The sequence below is a fragment of the Hyunsoonleella rubra genome, from assembly GCF_042684665.1.
Classification (GTDB): domain Bacteria; phylum Bacteroidota; class Bacteroidia; order Flavobacteriales; family Flavobacteriaceae; genus Jejuia; species Jejuia rubra.
The window spans coordinates 78,022-99,657 of sequence record NZ_JBHULY010000019.1; the positions used below are offsets into that span (position 1 = coordinate 78,022).

The 21,636-nt window shown below is 36.9% G+C and carries 13 protein-coding genes; 3 read left to right on the forward strand and 10 right to left on the reverse strand.

The window, feature by feature from the left end; translation table 11 throughout:
- Positions 1-194 precede the first annotated feature (194 nt).
- The 6 genes from ACFSR8_RS10040 to ACFSR8_RS10065 form a co-directional block, all read right to left on the reverse strand.
- Positions 195-1,265: a DUF3179 domain-containing protein gene (locus ACFSR8_RS10040; protein ID WP_380291603.1), complete on the reverse strand. Its 1,071-nt coding sequence runs from the start codon at positions 1,263-1,265 to the stop codon at positions 195-197.
- Between the two features lie 11 nt (positions 1,266-1,276).
- The gene (locus ACFSR8_RS10045; RefSeq protein ID WP_380291605.1) at positions 1,277-2,140 is read right to left on the reverse strand and encodes a hypothetical protein; all 864 of its coding nucleotides are present in this window, start codon (positions 2,138-2,140) and stop codon (positions 1,277-1,279) included.
- A 214-nt stretch (positions 2,141-2,354) separates the two neighbouring features.
- On the reverse strand, positions 2,355-3,341 hold the full coding sequence (locus ACFSR8_RS10050; RefSeq protein ID WP_380291607.1) for an L-threonylcarbamoyladenylate synthase: 987 nt from the start codon (positions 3,339-3,341) through the stop codon (positions 2,355-2,357).
- A 469-nt stretch (positions 3,342-3,810) separates the two neighbouring features.
- A complete protein-coding gene (locus ACFSR8_RS10055) occupies positions 3,811-4,443 on the reverse strand; it encodes a response regulator (RefSeq protein ID WP_380291609.1) in 633 nt (210 codons plus the stop codon).
- Positions 4,440-6,365, reverse strand: coding sequence for a tetratricopeptide repeat-containing sensor histidine kinase (locus ACFSR8_RS10060; protein ID WP_380291611.1), 1,926 nt, complete (start codon positions 6,363-6,365; stop codon positions 4,440-4,442). Before ACFSR8_RS10060 ends, ACFSR8_RS10055 begins: the two co-directional genes overlap by 4 nt.
- Before the next feature lie 40 nt (positions 6,366-6,405).
- Entirely contained in the window at positions 6,406-7,239 is an 834-nt protein-coding gene (locus ACFSR8_RS10065) for a hypothetical protein (protein ID WP_380291613.1), read from the reverse strand.
- Between the two features lie 118 nt (positions 7,240-7,357).
- Between ACFSR8_RS10065 and ACFSR8_RS10070 the strand changes: the two genes are divergently transcribed.
- The 3 genes from ACFSR8_RS10070 (at position 7,358) to ACFSR8_RS10080 (ending at position 10,367) form a co-directional block, all read left to right on the forward strand.
- A complete protein-coding gene (locus ACFSR8_RS10070) occupies positions 7,358-7,924 on the forward strand; it encodes a hypothetical protein (protein WP_380291615.1) in 567 nt (188 codons plus the stop codon).
- Positions 7,925-7,936: 12 nt separating this feature from the next.
- The gene (locus ACFSR8_RS10075) at positions 7,937-8,347 is read left to right on the forward strand and encodes a hypothetical protein (protein ID WP_380291617.1); all 411 of its coding nucleotides are present in this window, start codon (positions 7,937-7,939) and stop codon (positions 8,345-8,347) included.
- A gap of 73 nt (positions 8,348-8,420) precedes the next feature.
- A complete protein-coding gene (locus tag ACFSR8_RS10080; protein ID WP_380291619.1) occupies positions 8,421-10,367 on the forward strand; it encodes a YgiQ family radical SAM protein in 1,947 nt (648 codons plus the stop codon).
- Between the two features lie 166 nt (positions 10,368-10,533).
- Here the strand turns inward: ACFSR8_RS10080 and polA are convergent, their stop codons facing one another.
- The 4 genes from polA to ACFSR8_RS10100 form a co-directional block, all read right to left on the reverse strand.
- Positions 10,534-13,386, reverse strand: a complete 2,853-nt coding sequence (gene polA, locus ACFSR8_RS10085) for a DNA polymerase I (RefSeq protein WP_380291621.1) — start codon at positions 13,384-13,386, stop codon at positions 10,534-10,536.
- A 93-nt stretch (positions 13,387-13,479) separates the two neighbouring features.
- Positions 13,480-14,811: a hypothetical protein gene (locus ACFSR8_RS10090; protein WP_380291623.1), complete on the reverse strand. Its 1,332-nt coding sequence runs from the start codon at positions 14,809-14,811 to the stop codon at positions 13,480-13,482.
- 39 nt (positions 14,812-14,850) lie between these two features.
- Positions 14,851-17,004, reverse strand: a complete 2,154-nt coding sequence (locus ACFSR8_RS10095) for a T9SS type A sorting domain-containing protein (RefSeq protein WP_380291625.1) — start codon at positions 17,002-17,004, stop codon at positions 14,851-14,853.
- 560 nt (positions 17,005-17,564) lie between these two features.
- Positions 17,565-21,584 (reverse strand): hybrid sensor histidine kinase/response regulator transcription factor, encoded by a 4,020-nt coding sequence (locus tag ACFSR8_RS10100; protein ID WP_380291627.1) that lies wholly within the window; start codon positions 21,582-21,584, stop codon positions 17,565-17,567.
- Between the last annotated feature and the right edge of the window lie 52 nt (positions 21,585-21,636).

Sequence of the window (21,636 nt, forward strand, 5' to 3'; positions counted from 1 at the left end):
TCAGAATATATGGGTGTTGATAGTGAATTCCAACTTTTAGGGTTCTGCCCAGACCGTAATCGTTCAAAATAGAACGTTCTGTAAATAATAGATGAAAGCGCGGGCTCTTTCCTTATGTCGAACAAATTAGAAATCAACTATCCAATACTTTTTATTAATTTGAGGGTTATTTCTTAGTTGATAGTAAATGCTATTCATTCGGAATAAATCTCTGGATTAGGATAAAAGGCCGCAATAGCAAACCAATAGCTCATTACGGAGGTTACAGGGGTTAGGGTTTCTCCGGTTCTTGGGCCAGAAATGGCGGTTCCAAAAATAGACCATATATTGCCTTCGTTATCCGTAAAGAATCCCTCCGAACCACTAAAGTTGTATTCAAAATTTAGGTCTAAATAGTCGCCGTTAAGCTCAAATCCGTATATCAGGTTTTGGTTACCAACAATCAAATAGTCCCTTACATTAAAGCTGTCTTTTATGGCTTTGCCACCTTCGAAATCTGAAAGTTGATAGACTTTTGAAGTCCCCTCTTCAATAATAGCATATACCCGCTCCTTATTGGGCAGGGCGGGGTTGGTAATCTCCGGCCTAAAAATAAAGCGGCCGTTGTTGGTAGCGTAATCGCCATACGGCGACACCCCATAATTTCTTGAAAACCCGGTAGATGTACTCAGTACTTGGGTGTTGGGATAGAGGGTTTTCCATGTGAGCCAGTCTGTTTCTACCACACCATATAGTTTCGGTACATCATTGATCAGTTCACCATTGACACATTCCAAACGGAGTTGGGACCAATAGCTGTCTGTATTTCTATCGTACATAATCAAGTTGGCATTGAACAACAGGCCAGACACTCCAAAAGTGGTTCGGGTATTGGCCGTTTTGCTTTCCCAGGCGAATGCGGTGCCCGTCAAGGGGCAATAATTTAGGGTGAAAAATGCACCGTTAATTTCGTCGTTCACCACCTCATGCCAATCTAGGACTATATGCGGATAAGCCTTTACTTCATTATCTTTAACAATACCCACTACCAAATCATCATTATTTAAAAAACTAGCTTGCGAAGCAGAAATAAATTGAGGATTATCAATGGAAGGAATTCCGTCCTTTCCCGGGCCACCATCCCTTACCAAATTTACGGGAATGGTCCAATCTGATGAAGCAGGAGGGGGTGTAATAATGGTCTGTCCGTTTGGTGGGCTATCATTGGGGGTACTGCAGGATGCAAAGACTAATAAAAGCAACACTAATATTACACTTGATTTCATAGCTCAATATTTTATAGGTTTAACAATTTTGGTTTCGGTTTTAGTTTAATTAAAAATCCTGTGGTAATTCGGTATGTAGGTGTTAACTGCGTGCCATCCACATTACTATAAAGCGGCAGTTCTGCACGGGTAGAAAATATGAGGTTTGGAGTAATGTTAATGGAAATATCTGGTATGATAAATAACCAATTTCCGCCCGTATTATCCAAATCAAATCCGTCAATTTCATCCAAGGCGGTATCCCGATATTTAAATGAAATATTAGGGTTTGCCAAAGTATTTAAAACGTTGAATTGGTCTGAAAACACCAAAAACGCTTGAATTTCATTACCGAATTTATACGAAGAATTTCCCAAATACGTATCGTTTGTTCCCGTGCTACGATAGATTGCCCGGCCGGATATGGAAAGCGAAGGCCTGAAACTGGTTTGTTTTGAAGCTGAAAGAAAGAACACCACATCCCAAGCATTGCTCCCCGGTTGCAAATCGGCATTTAAAACGATACCTTGTGTGTTAGTTTCTGTGGATGATCCCAATGGAATTTTAGTACCAAGGCCGAATTCCGTATTGCTGTTTTTGCCCAAGGTGTTTTTAATATTGTACTTCACCAAAAGTAGCCCATCACCAATCCCAGAAGTTTGGTCCAAAGTTTCATTTCCAAATTGGGAAATGTTGCGACGTTGGTTTACCCAGGTGAACAGCCCTTCAACAGATAAATGATTGGTAATGGCATAACTTGCATTAAATAACACAGAATGCGTAATACGTAGCCTAGAACTATCATCAAGACTTTCAGTGCCTGAATTTAAGGTGTTTAGGTTGTTGTAATCGTAATTAAGACTCAATTGAAAAGTGCCCTTTTCTTCTACAGACATGCCTATGTTGTTCGATAGTGGAATCCCACCCGAGCAACAGGTTTGAGCGTGTAATTTAAGCCCGCAAACCAGCAGTACGATAATGATTGAATGTTTTAAAACCATATCTCTTCAACAACTACATTAAAACGGTCGTTGAACCGCCTACTTTCTTACTAATTTTAACAGCTTCAAAAGAAAAAGGGAAAAATTGACAAGTGTCTGTTCGAGAATACTAAGAACCATGTGCGGCCCGCTTCAAGCGATCGTTTATCGATTTTCCCAAACCATAATCCGGAAAAATTTCAGCAATAATAATATCCAGATTTAAACTATCCAACTGATGCAAAGCATCGTAAAGTTTAGAAGTGGCTTCGGCCATATTTCCGGTTTTGGAAAGTAGGATTTGATGCAGAATGCGAGAGTTTTCAATTGAATTTTGAAAGGCTAGGACGCCTATTCGTTTGCCGTTATATTTTTTGAGATCTTCTGAAATGTTGTCAGAGAGTATTGTCATTGTTGCGGGTGCATAATGTTTATCCAACATGCCCGGCGCTTCAGGATGGCTCTTGGCTTTATTTCTCTTCGGCGTTTCTGATTTATTTTTAATAGGTATGTTGCCAACCACAGCTTCTATATCCTCCAAAGCAATAGAGCCTAATCGATAGATAATCGGCATGTCGTTCTCAAAACCAATGATGGTAGATTCAATACCATTTTTACATGGCCCGCCGTCTAACACCATTTTGATTTTATCCTGAAAATAACTTTCCACGTGTTGTGCCGTAGTTGGGCTAATGCTACTAAACGGGTTGGCACTAGGTGCGGCCAATGGGAAAGGGAGTTGACTTAAAAGTTGTAGGGTTGTAGGATGATTGGGCACACGCACCGCAACGGTATCTTTTCCTGCGGTAATCAAATCGGGGATGCACTCTTGTTTTGGAAGTACCAACGTCAATGGTCCTGGCCAAAACGTATCGGCCAACTGCTTAGCTTTTTCAGGGACATGGCTCACAATGCTTTCTAAATTTTCAGCCGAGGGAATATGTACAATAAGCGGGTTAAAAAAAGGGCGTTTTTTGGTCTCAAAAATGGCGTTTATGGCTTTTTCACTGTAAATATTTCCAGCTAGACCATACACCGTTTCCGTCGGAATGGCGACGACTTCTTCTTTGCTAAGCAGTGCAACGGCTTTCGATATGTCTTTTGAAATGATGCTCACAATTCCGAATTAAGCGGTGCAAAAGTACGGTGTTTTATTGAGTTTTCAAGGCCTGTAAGGCTTTTAGAAACCCTCCTAATTTCGATGCATCGAAATTTTCCTCCCTTTTCTAAAAGGGAGGAGCGATATTCCATGGGATTAGGAATGAATTCCAAAGATTACAGAATGTATTAATTTAGACGGTTGAAGCTGTCTTAAAAGTAAGTCGACGTGTCATTCTGAATTTATTTCAGAATCTCAACATGTTGATTTTCAATTATTATGTGAACCTGAAACAAGTTCAGGTTGACAAAAAATTGACTTTTCAGACAGCCTCAATGAATTTTCATTTTTCAAATACTTGTATGTCAAAACTCCACAAGCCGTAACCTGGTACAAAATTTATCAAGGAAATATAGCAACTGGATAAAACAGAGTTGGCAGACTCCTAAGCTCCTCTAAAATTACTTGAACTAACGTTCGCATAATTTCATTTCAAGCCCTGTTTGATTGCATAGTTTACCAGACCTGTGTTACTTTTAATACCCAACTTTTTATGGATGTTTTTACGGTGGGTGTCAATAGTGAATTTGCTTAATTTTAAATGTTTAGCAATTTCAATTGAGGTTCTCCCTTTTACCACCAGTTGCAAAATTTCTGTTTCCCGTTTGGTGAGTTCAGTTTGTGGTGTTGTTTTCTCTTTATTGAACCAATCTTTGATGCTTTCCGGTAGGTTTTTGCTAAAGTAATATTCCCCTTTTACCAAGGTGTTAATAGCTAATTCCAGTTCATCTTTATCTACATTTTTGGTGACGTAACCTTTGGCGCCAACATCAAGCATTTCGGTAACATCAACAGTTTGGTCAAACATGCTCAATGCTAAAACCTTAATTTTTGGATGCTCCAAGGTCAGACGCCTGGTCAATCCAACACCATCCAAAATAGGCATACGGATATCTGTTATAATAATATCAGGTTGCACACCGCCTTCTAGCATTTTTAAGACTTCTAAACCATTATTGGCCTCTCCAATAACTTCAACATTCATTACTTTCTGCAGGATAGACTTTATCCCGTCAATAAACAATTGGTGATCGTCGGCAATGATAACTTTTATGGTCATGTTGGAATATTTAAAATTATGGTGGTGCCGTTACCTATTGAGGTATCTATAACCACATCGCCTTGCATTTTTTCCACCCGCTTTTCAATATTAACCAAACCTATACCAGATTTTTGGGTATTGAGGTTAAAACCTTTGCCGTTGTCTTCCACTATAATGTTAAGCATACAGTTATCTTCTGAAAATTGAATCGTAGCCTCGCTCGCTTCCGAATGTTTGATAATGTTGGTGATGAGTTCCTGCAGGATTCGAAATATTTGAATTTCAATATTATTTTCAATTCGTTTTTTTACATCAATATTGATGACATCGATTTTGACCTTTTTCGTGTCTGAAATTTGCTCTGCGATAGCAAGTGTAGAAGGAATAAGCCCACTGCTAATCTGAGCTCCGAAGTTTTTGTTCTTTGAAATATTCCGTATTTCATTATAAGTGTCGCCAATTAAACTTTTCAATTTTTTGTAATAATTTGAAAAATCATCCTTCTCATCATAACTCTCTAAAAAAAGTTTTAAAGTGGCGACTTTGCTCCCTAAATTATCATGAAGTTCTGCGGCCATTTTTGAGCGTTCCTTTTCTTGGGCTTCCAGAATATTATCAATGCCCTCCAGTTCTTTGGCCTGAAGCATTTGGTCAAAATCCTGTTCTTTAATTTTTAGATTTTGTTGCATAATGATACGCTTTCGCTTGGCGTTTTTTTGTAAGAAATAAATAGAAAGAATAGCTAGCGTGAAGGCCAACAATGCACCGATAAAGAGATAGAAGTTTTGTTGCCGCCTGTGGTTTACTTCAAGATTTTCAGTTTCCAGTTTTAGGATTTCATTCTCCTTTTTTTCCGTTTCGTATTTGGTTTGAATCTCTAGGAAGCTTTTTTGATTTTCTTCGTTAAGTATACTGTCGTTAAGGGTATTGGACTTTTTTGCATAATCGAGAGCCATATCCAATTGGCCTATTTTTGCATGGGCTTCGCTTAAATTATTATATACCGATACCAACTGTTTCCCTTTGATAGTTTTTTCTGCTTTTTTGAAATAGTCAATGGCCGTCCTATACTCCTTTCGTTTTAAATAGGCATAGCCCAAGTTGTTTTGGGTAATGTCCATCCCTGATTTAAGACTTAGTTCTTTTTTTATTTCCAAGGTTTTTTCGAGATAGGTTTTTGCCTTCTTCGAATCTTTTTCCAGGTATAATTCGCCCAAATTGTTGTAAATGATAGACAGCGACCGCTTATTGCCAAGTTCCAAAGCGAGTTTTTCGGCCTTTGTATTGGCGTCAATAGCTTGCAAGGTATCCCCATTTTTGTAGAATTGCGTAGCAAGATTTGGAAGCGTGATAAGCTTGAGTTGCACTTGATTTTCATCTTCAAAAATAGCCAAGGCTTTTTGGCTGTATTCAATAGCTTTAGGGTACAGGTCCAATTCGGCAAAGGCACTGGCAATGTTGCTGTAGCATTTAGCGGCATTCAGATGGTCATTGGTGCTTTCAAAAAAGCTGGCACTTTCTGTTAAAGTGGCAATTGTACTATTATAATCGCCTTGCCGAAGTTGGATGGCTCCGATGCTAATGTTGATAATAGCCGCACGTTCATTTTCATTTAGTGTTTTGAGGATATCTTTTGCATTTTTAAAAAAATAAGTGGCGGAATCCAATTGCCCAATAAAAAAATGGGTTCTCCCCAGTTGATTATTGGTTTCAGCCAACAAGGAATCATTGTTACGGTATGATAAAGCCTGATGGCCATGAAGGATACTCTTGTTTAAATCAACGCGTTCAAATAAATGGGCAAGTTTTAGATTGATTTTTGCTTTTGAAAAAACATCTGTCGTATGCTTAAGCTCTATCTTGAGACTATCTATAGCCAATTCCTGGGCAGAGCCAACAAAAGTTGCCCAAATTGCCAGGAAAAGGAAGCACTGTTTCATGGTGAAATTCTAGTATCTTCGAAGATAGCCAATTTTCAAATTAATTACCCGAGCAACAATTGCATGCTGCGGCCTCTATTTCCAACTTTTGTGAATAGGAGCGGATTTCATTTAGAAATACCTTTGTGTTAGCGGCTTGGTACATTCTTCGTTTTAAATCTTTTAAAAAGCTATCACTTAAACAATTGGAGGCTTTAATATGGTTTAAGGCATAGCCAATGGTTTTATCCATCCAGTCCCATCCGTAGCCTTCGTAAGCGCCGAGTTCCAAACCGTACACTAATTTGCCAAGTCCAAGTAGCGCATGGCAATTTACAGTGCCTCCAACTTTGGCTCCTTCTTGAAAAACGTAAAATACTTTATGGCCTGCAAAGTCAAACCTAAAGGACGTTAAGGGCGCATTTTTTTTCTTGCTATATACAAAAGTATAGGTATGGGAAGTATGCCCGGGGTACCAATCATGTACTCCTGAAGAGCTTGCCGTTGTGCTCACTTGAGAAATATTTCCATTATAGACGTAGTTTGGATACCTTTCGAGTACTGTTACGTTATTAGCCGCGTAAACGTTGGCGATACCCCACTTATAGCCACATGGAGTATTGCAACTGGTACAGGTAATTGTTATATCAAATCGTTCACCATCCTGCAAAGTGGAGAGGTCTTTACTGAATTTCCAATTGATGTTATAAGTACCCACGCAATTGGTTCTGTAAGGACGATTGAATGCGATACTGCCTCCATATTGGTCGGCCTTTACACTGGCTCTAAAATCTTTTGAGGACTGTGGAAAGATGTCTTTAAGGCTTATGACTTGTGCGTTTAGAGAAAAACCAAAGAAAAGAATTCCCATAATCAGTATAACTAGTGTTTTCATAATTAAAAATTTTAGATAAAACTAGAGCCCTATGTTCACCTTTCAAATACCTACAATTAGGTATATGAAAAACAAGGGGCCGGAAATAACTTTGTATTAAATCGTAAAAGCTATTATCATGAAAACATATTATCTGCTTCTGATGGCAATTATATTTTTTTGCTCATCGTGTGAAGAATTGGAAGAATTAATAGAAGAGGAGTTTGAAGTACAAACTACCTTTATTACCGAATTGGAAACAAACGTGCCTAATGCTTCCTCTCCTGAAGAGGCCGTAAATTTTAAATCGAACCTGGGATTTTGGGATTTCACCCAAGACCCGAATGTGTCTGAATACTTGGGAGATCCAGACGAGATTACTAAGATTGAAATCAATTCCGTGAGATACTTTTACAAAAATGTTACAGGCAATGAAGACGCACATGTACAAGGTGAAATGGTGTTCTCAGTAGGCCAAGGAGGCGAATCCTACAGTACGGTACAAACCAATTTAGCCCAGGCCGATTTTAACAATACCGCATATAATTTGGCTGGTGATTTTAGTCCTGTGAACAATGCTATCACCCAATTTAGAAGTATTGGGTTCTTCTATGAGGGCTCCGTTTCCGATAATCCGGTACGTTTTACTACTGATGTTTCTATCACTGTGACGGTTACTATCAAACCTGATATTGATAACTTTTAACCTTTAATTGTTATGAAAACGATAAAATGTATTTTTTTTACAGCCTTATTTTGGTTGGTTCTAGTCTCGTGTGATGAAGATGAGATACTTGCAGAAAGTCGTGATTTACTGAAATTTGAAATTGAATTAATTAATAATAATTTTGACGTATGCGCTTCTTTTCCAATTACATACCTTATTGATGAAGAAGGTGTTCAGATGAGTTATAATGTAGCTTCTGGTAATTCTCAATCAGTATTTTTAAACGTTAGAAGAGGTGAATTTATTGGGGTAACGGCTTTCAATACTGACGACACATCAAATACGGTTTTGGCTTTTGCAAATATTGACACCAAACAGTATTCCATGGATGAAACTAATAGGCTGAGAGTGTATTACACGGAATGTCCAGTTATTGATAAAATTCTGTGGGTGAAGTTTTAAAATAAAGTATATCCATTAATGGTGTCCTATCAGATGGCAAAAAGCAGTGATTTTTACCTACTTTTGCAGGGCTATGCAAGAGTTAAAGCTATCCAATTGGTTGCCAACCACAAACCGCGAAGTTAAAATCCGTGGGTGGGAAGCACTAGACGTTATTTTGTTTAGCGGAGATGCCTATGTGGATCACCCTTCCTTTGGGCCTGCGGTGATCGGGCGTATTTTGGAAAGTTATGGACTTCGAGTCGCCATTGTACCACAGCCAAACGTCAATGATAATCTTCAGGATTTTGTAAAGCTTGGTGCTCCTAAGCTCTTTTTTGGGATTACGGGAGGCTGTATGGACCCAATGGTGAGTAACTACACCGCCAGTAAACGCAAACGTAAAAAGGATGCCTATACCCCTAATGGTGATATTGGTTTTAGGCCGGATTATGCCACCACGGTGTATTCCAACATTCTAAAGGAAAAGTGGCCTGACGTACCTGTTTTGATTGGCGGAATTGAGGCTTCTTTGCGACGGGTCACCCATTACGATTATTGGAGCGATAAGTTGATGCCCTCTATTTTGGAAAGCTCCAAAGCGGATATGCTGGTGTACGGCATGGGAGAGCAACCGCTTCGGGAAATTGTGAGACTGCTGCAAAAGGGTGTGCCTTTCAGCAGTATTACAACAATAAAGCAAACAGCTGTTTTATTGCCTCCTGAAGCAAAAATCCCAAAAAACAAAAATTGGGAGGATGTTGAAATTGCTTCCCATGAAGATTGCTTGAATGATAAAAAAACGTTTGCTTCCAACTTCAAAGTTATCGAGCAGGAAAGTAATAAACTTTACGCTAGGCGAATTTTTCAAAACGTTGGGGATAAAACCTTGATGATTAATCCGCCTTATCCAACAATGACGGAAGAAGAAATAGATGCTTCTTTTGAATTGCCATATACACGTTTGCCCCATCCCAAATACAACAAACGCGGGCCGATACCGGCCTACGAAATGATTAAGTTTTCCATCAACATACATCGCGGGTGTTTTGGAGGTTGTAGTTTTTGTACCATTTCCGCGCATCAGGGAAAATTTATTGCATCTAGAAGCCAAGAATCGGTGTTACGGGAAGTGGACACTGTGGCTAATATGCCAGATTTTAAAGGTTATTTGTCAGACATCGGTGGTCCAAGTGCGAATATGTATAAAATGAAGGGCAAGGTTCAGGAGATTTGCGACAAGTGTGTGGCACCTTCCTGTATTTCTCCAGTAATTTGTAGCAATTTGGATACCTCTCATAAACCTTTGACACAGTTGTATCAAGCCGTCGATAATCATCCTAAGGTCAAAAAATCGTTCATTGGAAGTGGTATTCGCCACGATATGCTGGTGCCGGAGTTCAATAAAAATGCGGACGCAAAGGAATTGGATGATTATACCGAAGAAGTGATGACCAAGCACGTGTCGGGACGACTAAAAGTAGCACCCGAGCATACTAGTGATCCGGTTTTAAAATTAATGCGGAAACCTTCTTTTAGCTATTTCCACAAGTTTAAGGAAAGGTTCGATAAAATCAATAGCAAGAACAAGTTGAAGTTGCAATTGATTCCCTATTTCATTTCAAACCACCCCGCTTGCGAAGCGGAAGACATGGCCAACTTAGCGGCCGAAACTAAAGATATGGGTTTCCAATTGGAGCAGGTGCAAGGGTTTACACCAACCCCAATGACCGTTGCAACGGTGATTTATTACAGTGGTTATCATCCATACACATTACAAAAGGTAAACACCCCAAAAACTGCCAAGGAAAAAGAAGAACAGCACCGTTTTTTCTTTTGGTATAAAGACGAAAACAAAGCTTGGATTAAAAACACTCTAAACAAACTCGGGCGCCAGGATCTATTGGAAAAACTTCTCCCCAAGAAAAGTGAACAATGGCGTAAAAACAAACCTGGAAAACCCAAGCATACCTTTGATGACGCAGTGCCTTTTAATCAAAGGAAGAATAAGGCTAAGTTTAGGAGTAAGAAGAAGCGTTGATTGGTAGTTTTGGAACTACACCCCTGTGGTCCCCTCAAGGGGACATTGGTTTTCGTTTTTTTGACTCAAACAGAGGGCACTTCATTCAATATTTTATTACCCGAACAAGTATTTTTAAAGGCATGAGTGGTGTCCCCTTGAGGGGACTTTAGGGGTGTTGGAAACATTAATGTGCCTCCAACCAATTATCGCCAATATCCAAATCCACATCCAAAGGCACATCCAATTGATAGGCATTCTCCATTTCGGTTTTTACCAGAGTTTTGATGTCTTCTAACTCGGGTTTGTAAACATCAAATACTAATTCATCATGCACCTGTAATAACATTTTCGTTTTAAAATCACCTTCGATGAGTTTTTTATGGATGTTAATCATGGCAATTTTAATAATATCAGCCGCACTTCCCTGAATGGGAGCGTTTACGGCATTACGTTCGGCCGCACCACGGACCACAGCGTTTCTGGAATTGATATCCTTTAAGTAACGACGACGCCCTAAAACGGTTTGGACATAACCGTTATCCCTCGCAAAATCGACTTGATCGTGAATAAAGTTTCGCAGTTTTGGATAGGTGGCATAATAGGTGTCAATCAACTCCTTGGCTTCGGTTCGCGATAAATCAGTCTGGTTGCTCAACCCAAAAGCAGATACCCCGTAGATGATACCAAAATTCACCGTTTTAGCATTACTACGCTGTTCACGAGACACTTCTTCAATTGGGACATTAAACACCTTTGATGCCGTGGAAGCATGAATGTCCTCCCCATTTTTAAAGGCTGAAATCATGGTTTCCTCCTTGCTAAGTGCGGCAATGATACGCAATTCGATTTGAGAGTAGTCAGCCGCCAAAAGGGTGTAATCCTCATTTCGGGGGATAAATGCTTTTCGAACTTGTCGCCCACGTTCTGTACGGATGGGAATATTTTGCAGGTTCGGGTTATTGCTACTCAATCGGCCCGTTGCAGCCACCGTTTGCATGTAGTCGGTGTGCACACGTCCTGTTTGCTCCAAAACTTGTGTTGGCAACGCATCTACATATGTGCTTTTTAGTTTGGACAGCCCCCTGAAATCGAGAATATTTTGAATGATTTTGTGGTCTTTGGCCAAATAGCTCAGCACATCTTCCGCTGTAGAATACTGCCCAGATTTAGTTTTTTTCGGCTTATCCACCAACTTCATTTTTTCAAATAAAATCACACCCAATTGCTTTGGTGAGGCGATATTGAATTCCTTCCCAGCTTCTTTATAAATTTTTTCTTCAAGTGCTTTTATGTCTTTATCCAATTCTTCGGAAAGACCATTTAAAAACCCTTTATGCAAATTGATGCCCTCCAGTTCCATATCGGCTAAAACACGAAGTAATGGCACTTCAATATCATCAAATAACTTTTGGGTATTGGCTTCGCCTAATTCATTTTGAAAATGCTCTTTCAATTGTAAAGTGATGTCGGCATCTTCAACAGCGTACTCGGTTTGCTTGTCCAACGGTACTTCCCGCATGGACAATTGATTTTTTCCTTTTTTGCCAATCAGAGTTTCAATGGAAATAGGGGTGTAGTTCAAATAGGTTTCGGCCAATACATCCATATTGTGGCGCATGTCTGGATTGATGAGGTAATGCGCCAACATGGTGTCAAAAAGCTTGCCTTTCACCTCCACATTATATTTGGCTAAAACTTTTATATCGTACTTTAAATTTTGACCAATTTTTTCAATGGTTTCGCTTTCAAAAAATGAGCGTAACTGCTCAATTAACTCTTGAGCTTCGTCTTTATTTTCAGGGAAGGGGAGATAAAATCCTTTGCCAACTTCCCATGAGAAGGCAATTCCCACCAGTTCCGCAGTGATTGGATTAATGTCCGTTGTTTCGGTGTCAAAACACACCGAAGCTTGGTTCATCAAATTTTTTAGGAATAGTTTGGTGGCCAAACCAGTGCTTACACTTTGATAAAAATGTGGAGTTGTTTCGGCAGTTTTTCTAGTATATTCTGAATCAGCTTTGGTGTCGTTTGAAGGATCCGTCCCGAATAAAGAAAACTGCCCAGCACCTGCAGATTTTTTTTCTTTTGGGGTGGGTTGTTCTGTTTTTTGTTCTCTGCTTTCCTGAGGAGTTGAATTGGTTGAAGCACTACTATCGTTGGCGAAAGTCTTCAAAAAGTTTTCGGTCAAACGTCGAAACTCCAGTTCTTGAAAAATTTCTTTTACTTTTTCAACATCGGGATGGTCCAATTCAAAATCCTTTGCGTCAAATTCTACAGGAACATCCAGCATAATAGTGGCCAGTTTTTTGGAAAGTAACCCCAATTTGCCATTGGCCTCCACTTTCTCTTTCATTTTGCCCTTTAACTGGTCGGTATTGGCCAAAAGGCCTTCCATGCTTCCAAACTGGGCTATGAATTTTTTCGCTGTTTTTTCACCTACCCCGGGAAGTCCTGGAATATTGTCGCTACTGTCTCCCATCATACCCAAAAAGTCTATGACTTGCATCGGGTCTTCCACTTCAAACTTTTTCTTCACTTCGGGAATACCCCATGTTTCGTAACCGCCTCCAAAAACGGGGCGATACATAAACACATTTTCTGTCACCAATTGTGCAAAATCTTTATCTGGTGTGACCATATAGGTCTTGTAACCTTCCTTTTCCGCCTGACGAGATAGGGTGCCAATAACGTCGTCAGCCTCATACCCCTCCTTTACCATAATTGGGATGTGCATCGCTTTCAAAATATTGTAAATATGGGGAATGGCGGTTGTGATGCCTTCAGGGGTGGCGTCTCTATTGGCTTTGTATTCCCCGTACATTTCCACACGGTCTGTACTGCCACCTTTATCAAAACACACAGCCAAATGGTCGGGGCGCTCCCGTTTTATCACATCCAAAAGGGAATTCATAAACCCCATAATGGCCGAGGTATCTTGCCCTTTGGAATTGATTCTTGGGTTTTTGATAAATGCGTAATACCCACGGAAAATTAAGGCATAGGCATCAACTAAAAAAAGGCGTTTTTGGTTTGACATTTTGTGTGTTTTGATAGAGTACCAAAGCTACAAAAAGTTATTGCCTAATAGAAGTATTATAGTTGAATGTTTCTATGCTTACATGAAATTTGACTAAAGTTTTACCCAAGTGCCACCTTCATATCCCCAAAAACCAATTGTTGTAAATGTAGCATTAGTAGAGGTTACATAAATAAAGTCTCCATTAACTGCGGTTAATGCGCTTGCTTGTGCAGCAGTAAACCTACCAGATTTAAATACATTTTGGTCTGCTACCTTTAAATCGCCATTGATTTCAATATTATTAGTTTGAAAATCCCCATAGATTAATGGGGCTGTAGTATTTGAGTTGTCAATATATAATTTATTATTTCCAGATTCTTGCATTCCAGATTGATAACCAATAAAAACATTTCCCGATTTATTTTCAGCAGTTCCAGTATTGGTTTCGGGGTCATAATTACCACCACCAGCTTCAAATCCTATGTATACATTATTTGATGAGTTTACATCAGAATTTCCTGAACTAGCTCCAATAAACACGTTTCTATCATTATTTAAATCCGATGCATTGTCATCATCTAACGATCTTCCAGCATAATCCCCTACAGCTGTATTGTTATCTCCATAAATGTTAAATCTAAGAGATTGGTTTCCAATAGAAGAATTGTTTATTCCAAATATATTTTCTCCTAAAGAAAACGCACCTATAGCTACATTTGATGAACCAGTAGTATTACTGTTAAGCGCATTTCCTCCAATGGCTGAATTATTTCTTCCAGAAGTATTTGCAACTAATGCGGCAAAACCAATAGCGGTATTCCTCAAGCCATCAACGTTATTAGTTAGGACATTATGTCCTATAGCTGTATTGTTTCTTCCAGAAGTGTTTGCGTCTAGAGTAGATGAACCTATAGCGACGTTGTAACTGCCAGAAGTATTTAATTGTAAAGATTGAAATCCTATAGCAATATTCTGTTCGCCTTCACTAGCTGTATTTCCAACAACATCATTTAAGGCATTCAGTCCTATACCAATATTTCTGTTATGTGAAGCGTCATCAGCATTACCAGCACCAATACCTAAAAATAGCGATGAACCATTATTTGATCCATCAATATCAGATTTTCCATCAGATAGGTCGTCTATTTGTTTAACAAATGGAATCCATGATGTTGTTGCATTGTTCCAATAGTAAAACCCTTCTGCTGGTGTACCACTACCAGTTACAAATACAAGCATGCCATTTTGATTTGCACCTGGATTGGTAGCTGGAAACTCATCAATTTTAGGAATTAAAATGCCATCAGTAATAGCCGGAGTAGCTTGATTACTTGAAGATATATGTAAAGCTGAATCTGGAGTAGTAGTATTTATACCAACTTGTGCTATAGTGAATTGGGAAAATGGGACAAAAAAAAGCGTGAATAACAATTTGATTTTCATGAGATTATGGGGTGTTTTTTATTAAAAATAGAGAGTTTTTTAATTAATAACAATCCTTTTGACGACTTGCTTATTCTGTTGAGATTTAATTTTTAATATATAAATACCAGATTCTAAAGAACCAATTGATAGCTTATTCTGGCTTTTAACAGATATTATTTTTTTGCCTTGTATATTGTATAATTCTAATGTGTCGAACGACTTGTTTGAGTGTATATTTATAACATCATTCGTAGGATTAGGATAAACCCTAACATCTGCATTAGTAAAAGTAGTAGTACTTAAGCTATTTACAATTGAAATATTGAAACTCGTATTTGCGGTGTTGTCTGCCAAATCAATAGTTCTAAATACTCTAATCCAATAGGTACTATTTGCTGACAAATTGGTAACAGTTCCAGATTCTTCAAAACACGCTAAGCTGTTATTGTCCATACAGTCATCGAAAATGGCAAAATTATTCCAGGTAGTATTGCCATCAATTTCAATATCGCCATTCAGAGGCATTTCAAAACTGTACCAGATATCTACATAGTCTTCATTTGTTCCAGTTGTACACCCTGTTTCATTATTAACTGTTGCCCCACCAATTTCAAAATTAATAGTGGTTATACTGCCTTCAGTTACAGTAAAGTTTTCTGCTGAAGCACACGTGTCATTAGTAACTTCCTCGAATGCTTGTATGCCGAAACTTGTAAATACGTTGTCAGCCAGAGAGACAGTTCTAAACACTCTTAATTTGTAATTGGTTCCATTAGTTAATCCACTAATGAATTGATTGTTATTTCCGCATTGAATCATATTACCGTTGCAGGCATCGTATAGCGCAAAATTGTTCCAACTGGTAACACCATTTATATAGAGGTTACCATTAACTGGTATGGTAAATTCGTACCAGATGTCTACATAATCGGCTGTACTATCGCATCCAACTTCGTTAAGCACCTCAGCCCCGCCAATGTTAAAATCATATGTCAACGCTTCGGTTGTAACTGTAATAGTTTCTGCTGAAGCACAGGTGTCATTAGTAACTTCTTCGAATGCTTGTATGCCGAAACTTGTAAATGCGTTGTCAGCCAGAGAGACAGTTCTAAACACTCTTAATTTGTAATTGGTTCCATTAGTTAATCCACTAATGAATTGATTGTTATTTCCGCATTGAATCATATTACCGTTGCAGGCATCGTATAGCGCAAAATTGTTCCAACTGGTAACACCATTTATATAGAGGTTACCATTAACTGGTATGGTAAATTCGTACCAGATATCTACATAATCGGCTGTACTATCGCATCCAACTTCGTTAAGTACCTCAGCCCCGCCAATGTTAAAATTGTATGTTAAGGCTTCGGTTGTTGTAACTGTAATAGTTTCTGCTGACGCGCAGGTGTCATTAGTAACTTCGTCGAATGCTTGTATGCCGAAACTTGTAAATCCGTTGTCAGCTAGAGAGACGGTTCTAAACACTCTTAATTTGTAAATAGTTCCACTGGTTAACCCACTAATAAATTGATTGTTATTTCCACATTGAATCATATTACCGTTACAGGCATCGTATAGTCCAAAATTGTTCCAACTAGTAACAGCATTTATGTAGAGGTTACCAGTTACTGGCATGGTAAATTCGTACCAGATATCTACATAATCGGCTGTGCCATTGCATCCAACTTCGTTAAGAATTTCGGCCCCACCAATATTGAAATCGTACAACAATTCTTGGGTTGTTGAAGCTGTAATAGTTTCCGCTGTAGCGCAAGTGTCATTAGTAACTTCTTCGAATGCTTGTATACCGAAACTTGTAAATCCGTTGTCAGCTAGAGAGACGGTTCTAAACACTCTTAATTTGTAATTAGTTCCACTGGTTAACCCACTAATAAATTGATTGTTATTTCCGCATTGAATCATATTACCGTTACAGGCATCGTATAGCGCAAAATTGTTCCAACTGGTAACACCATTAATATAGAGATTACCATTAAACGGCATGGTAAATTCGTACCATACGTCAACATAATCATCAGTGGTAGTACATCCTAATTCGTCATTGACGGAAGCATCAACAATTTCAAAGGTAAAGGATGTGAGCGAAGTGTCTATAGTAATTAGTTCAGCATTGGCACAATCGTCGTTTGCAGGTTGGCCAAAAGTCATTTGTAAACTAGCTAAACATAAAATGAGGTAGATTTTTTTCATGATGTTTATTATTTGCATTTTAATTAATGATATAGTTCTTCATACATATATTCATAAAATGCGTATCGATGGATATTTGATTTGGGTTTAAAGTGTTTTAGAATAATCTCTTAATATCTGTAGTTTTTGTGTCGACACAAGTATTAATAGAGTGTAACACATAATACATTAGAGTTTAATACCACTAAAGAAATTAGTAATATTGAAGTTTTCATAACAAATAGAATTTTTAAACTGAGTTCGATTAATTTGATAAAAGCAAACACCTCGATTATTTTTTGTTTAAATAGAATGGTTACCCTAAGAGGCTTAAAACCCTCCTTTTAGATTTTAAAAGACCAACCAACGCTCTCAAAATCTTGCAGTTCACATATTCGTTAGCGTATTATCAAATATTTAATAATCGAACTCAGGTTTGCTATTAATAGCCACGCAAATCTATCTTTGAATTGAAAAATTGAAGTGGACTATTTTTTCAAAAGAGGGTAGTATTTTGTCAAAAGAAAGAAATTGAAAGGTAATATCTTTTTAAATAGAATAATTTATTTTCTGATAATCAATTAGTTGCGAAAATTGGATGGACTATCGTTAAACTCCTCTTTAAAAGCTTTACTAAACCAGTTGGGATTATTGAATCCTGTAGAATATGCGATTTCTGAAACAGAGAGTTCAGTAGATTTGAGCAGTTTTTTTGCCTTTTCCAAACGTACTTTCCTAATAAAAATTGCTGTACTAGTATTTGAGATTGCTTTTAATTTTCGGTAGAGTTGTGAGTCGCTCATGGCCATGTATTTTGCTAATTCTTTAGCTCCAAAATTTGGGTCGTCTACATGTAGATGAATAGCATCCAAAGTAGTATTTAAGAAGATGAGGTTTTTATCTGTGGGTTGGTTGTTCTCACATGAAGATTCAACAATTTTAGTAACGGTATAGCGTTCTTGTAATTTCTTTCGTTTTGTAATGAGCATTTGCATACGCAAACGTAATTCTTCTTTTTGAAAAGGTTTAGTTAAATAAGCATCTGCACCACTGGTAATTCCTTGTAGTTTATCCTCTTGCATGGCTTTTGAGGTTAACATTATTATAGGAATATGATTTGTATTGTTATTAGATTGCAGTTTTTGTGTAAGTTGTAAACCATCCATAATAGGCATCATAACATCAGTAATCATAATATCTGGGATTTGTTTTGTAGCAAGTTCTAATCCTTTTTTGCCATCTTTTGCAACTGTAACTTTATAATCTGGTTTTAAACAAGAGGCTATATAACGTGCCATATCGGTATTGTCTTCTACAATAAGTACACTATTAGCATCTTCGTTTGCAATTACATCATCAATTTGAGGTACTACCGGACCAATAGTTGTTTTTTTGGTATTAATAATTGGATCTTTTAGTTTCTCATTGTTTGTAATAGGTAATGTTATTGTAAATGTAGAACCTTGTCCCAATTTTGATTGCACTTTTATCTTACCTTTAAACAGTTCTACCAATTCTTTAGTTAGTGCTAAACCAATTCCTGTGCCTTGTGATACTTTTTGATTAGCATTTTCTACTTGGTAAAAGCGATCAAAAATAAAAGGCAATGCTTGTTCTGAAATTCCACAACCTTGGTCTATCACTTCCAATCGTAGGATTTTATTATTTAATTTTTCTAGATTTATTGTTAATTCTGATTGCTGAGGTGAAAACTTTAATGCATTAGAAATAAGATTAGTGACGATTTGTCGCCATTTTTCGGCATCATAATCTATAATTATTTTATCTGGCTTTGGATTAAACTTTAACGCTATGAGTTTATCAGAAGCAATGTTTAGAAAGCTATCTACAATATGATTAGTATAGGTTGCGATATCATTTTGAATAAGATTGGTATTGAGTTGTTTCTTTTCGAGCTTTGCTAAATTTAGCATTTGGTTTACTAAATCCAGTAAATTATTACTGTTTTGTTCTATGGTTTCTAATGATGTTTTAATACCCTCTTTACTTGAAATCCCTTCTTTTAAATTATCTAAATAACCATTTATTATGGTTAGAGGTGTTCTAAACTCATGAGTAATATTTGTAATAAAGCGAGATTTTAGGGTGTCTAATTCTTGTAAACGTTTAGATTCTTGTCTTGCAATTTGCCGTTGCAAGCTTAATCTGTAGAATATATAAGCCAAAAATAAAAATGTTAGAATGTAAAAAGCATAAGCAATATTACTTTGATACCATGGCGGAATAACTTTAATTCTTAACTCTAAAGGTGACTTGTTCCAAATCTTATTACGTGACTTCCCTTGTATTTTTAATTGATTTAGTCCTTTAGGTAAACTTAATATTTGGAGTTCTTTAGAGTTTCTTAGTTCATTCCATTGGTTATCATTTAATGCATATATAAATTGATTATTTTTATTGGGCCTAAGGTCTAAATCTGAAAAATTAATATAACATGGGAAATCATCATGATTTAATACAATTTCTTTAGTTTTTGTAATACTCTCCTTTGTTATTTCTGGATGACTTAAAGAATTTATCTCTTCGTCCTTAATTCTAAGAGACGTAAATGTAAGGTTTCCTGGAACGTCTAGCTCTGAAACTCTTTTCGGATTAAAAATATTAAATCCCTTAACACCTCCAACGTAAATATTGTTGGTCTCTTTGTCGTATAAATATGCACCAAGGTTAAACTCTGTGCCTTGTATACCATCGTGTTGGTCGTAGTTTGTGAATTCTTCGGTTAATTTATTAAACCTAAAAAGACCACCATTGGTAGTGAGCCATAAATTACTATCTATATCTTCAGCAATGTTATACACTACGTTATTGGTTAAGCCTTGTGTTTTTTCATAGCGTTTAAAGGTTTTGCTTGTAGTGTTAAACTTGTTAAGACCTTCTTGGGTAGCCACCCATAAGGTTTTATCTGCATCATGCCACGTATGTAATGTTGTATTATTACTAAGGCTTGTGTTATCATTATCTATGTTAAAGTAATTTGTAAACTTAGGTTTTTTGTAATTGATGTCTTCAAATTGTAGCTTATTAAGTCCGTTTTCAGAAGTAATCCAATAATTTAAATCGCTATCTTGAGACATATTATAAGTGAAGTTTGAACTGATCGCGTTTGAATTAGCGTCAACTTTATAATGTTCAAAAGTGAAGCTTTTAGCTTGTATGTTTCCAGTAAATCTATTAACGCCACCACCATATGTCATAATCCATATACTGCCTTTGTGGTCAACATATACGCCTTTTGTGGCATCATTGCTCAAGGATGTATTATCTTCTATATTATTAAATAAACTTATTATTTTTGGTTGTTTAGGGTTAAAGTTGTTAAGGTCTATTATAGAAAGTCCTTTTAATGTTGCAACCCATAAATAGTTTTTATGGTCTATGGCCATCCCCCTAATTACATTAAATGCTAATGCGTTATTAGTGTTTTCTTTTGTAATGTAAATAGTATTTTGATTGGAATCGATACAATTAATTCCTTTACGAGTTCCTATAAAAGTATAATCTTTACTCTTAGCAAAAGATAAAATGAATGCATTGTTAAGTGCAGTATTTGATGTTGTATTAATAGTTTTAAATACAGGTTCTGTTGATGTAGTTACATCTAGATTATGGGTCCCAACCCATAGCATTTTTCCATCTGTAAAAGTATCATGAACACGATCTGAAGTAATAGAATTCGTGTTTTTTTGTTTGGCTTTGTAAACTACTACATCTTTGAATTTGCCAGTTTCTTCATTAAACCCTTTAACAATAAAAAGCCCATTAAAAGTGCCTATGTAAAACGTATTGTTATATGCGTCTATTGATGAGATATTTAGATTTTCATTCAGCTGTATTTCTTTTTCTAATACTATTTTAGAAAGTTTGTTCTCAATGGTATTAAAAACAAATAAACCATTTGTAGTGCCTATAAAAATAGTATGGTTTTTTACAAATAAAGTATTTATGCTTCCTAAAGCTTTGCCTAAATCTATCTCTTTAAAAGTTGGTTTATGGTTTAACGTTATTTCGGCAGTAAATAGGCGGCCATCTAAAGTACCTATAAACGCATCATTACCATTGGCGAAGGAGGCACTATATTGTGATTTTTTATTTGGTCTAATAATTTTTTCTGATTTGTGTATTGTGCCGTTTTTATCGAAAATAACTATGCCCTCATTCAAGATAGTGGCTATAATCATACCGCTAGCAGTTTTAGATAAACTGTTACATTTACCCTTATTTATAGAAGTAGTTTTAAAACTATTTATATTAGGATTGTAAATAGATATACCATTATTGTTAGTACCAATCCAAATATTACCATAATCATCTTCAACTAGTGCATTTATATAATTACCAGAAATACTTGAAGCATTATTTTTTTCGCTTTTGTAGATTTTGAAAGTAGTACCATCAAATCTATTTAAGCCGTCTTGTGTACCAATCCATAAAAATCCATTCGAATCTTTTAAAATACACTTAATTGTTGTTTGTGATATACCATCATCTAATCCATAATGGTGAAAATTCATTTCTTGACCGTGTAGGTTTGAATAAAAAATTATTACGAGTAAAGGAATTAAAACTTGTTTTAACATAGACATTTGTTAATCTACACCACGAAAAGTTAATCTCAACATATCTTTTTAA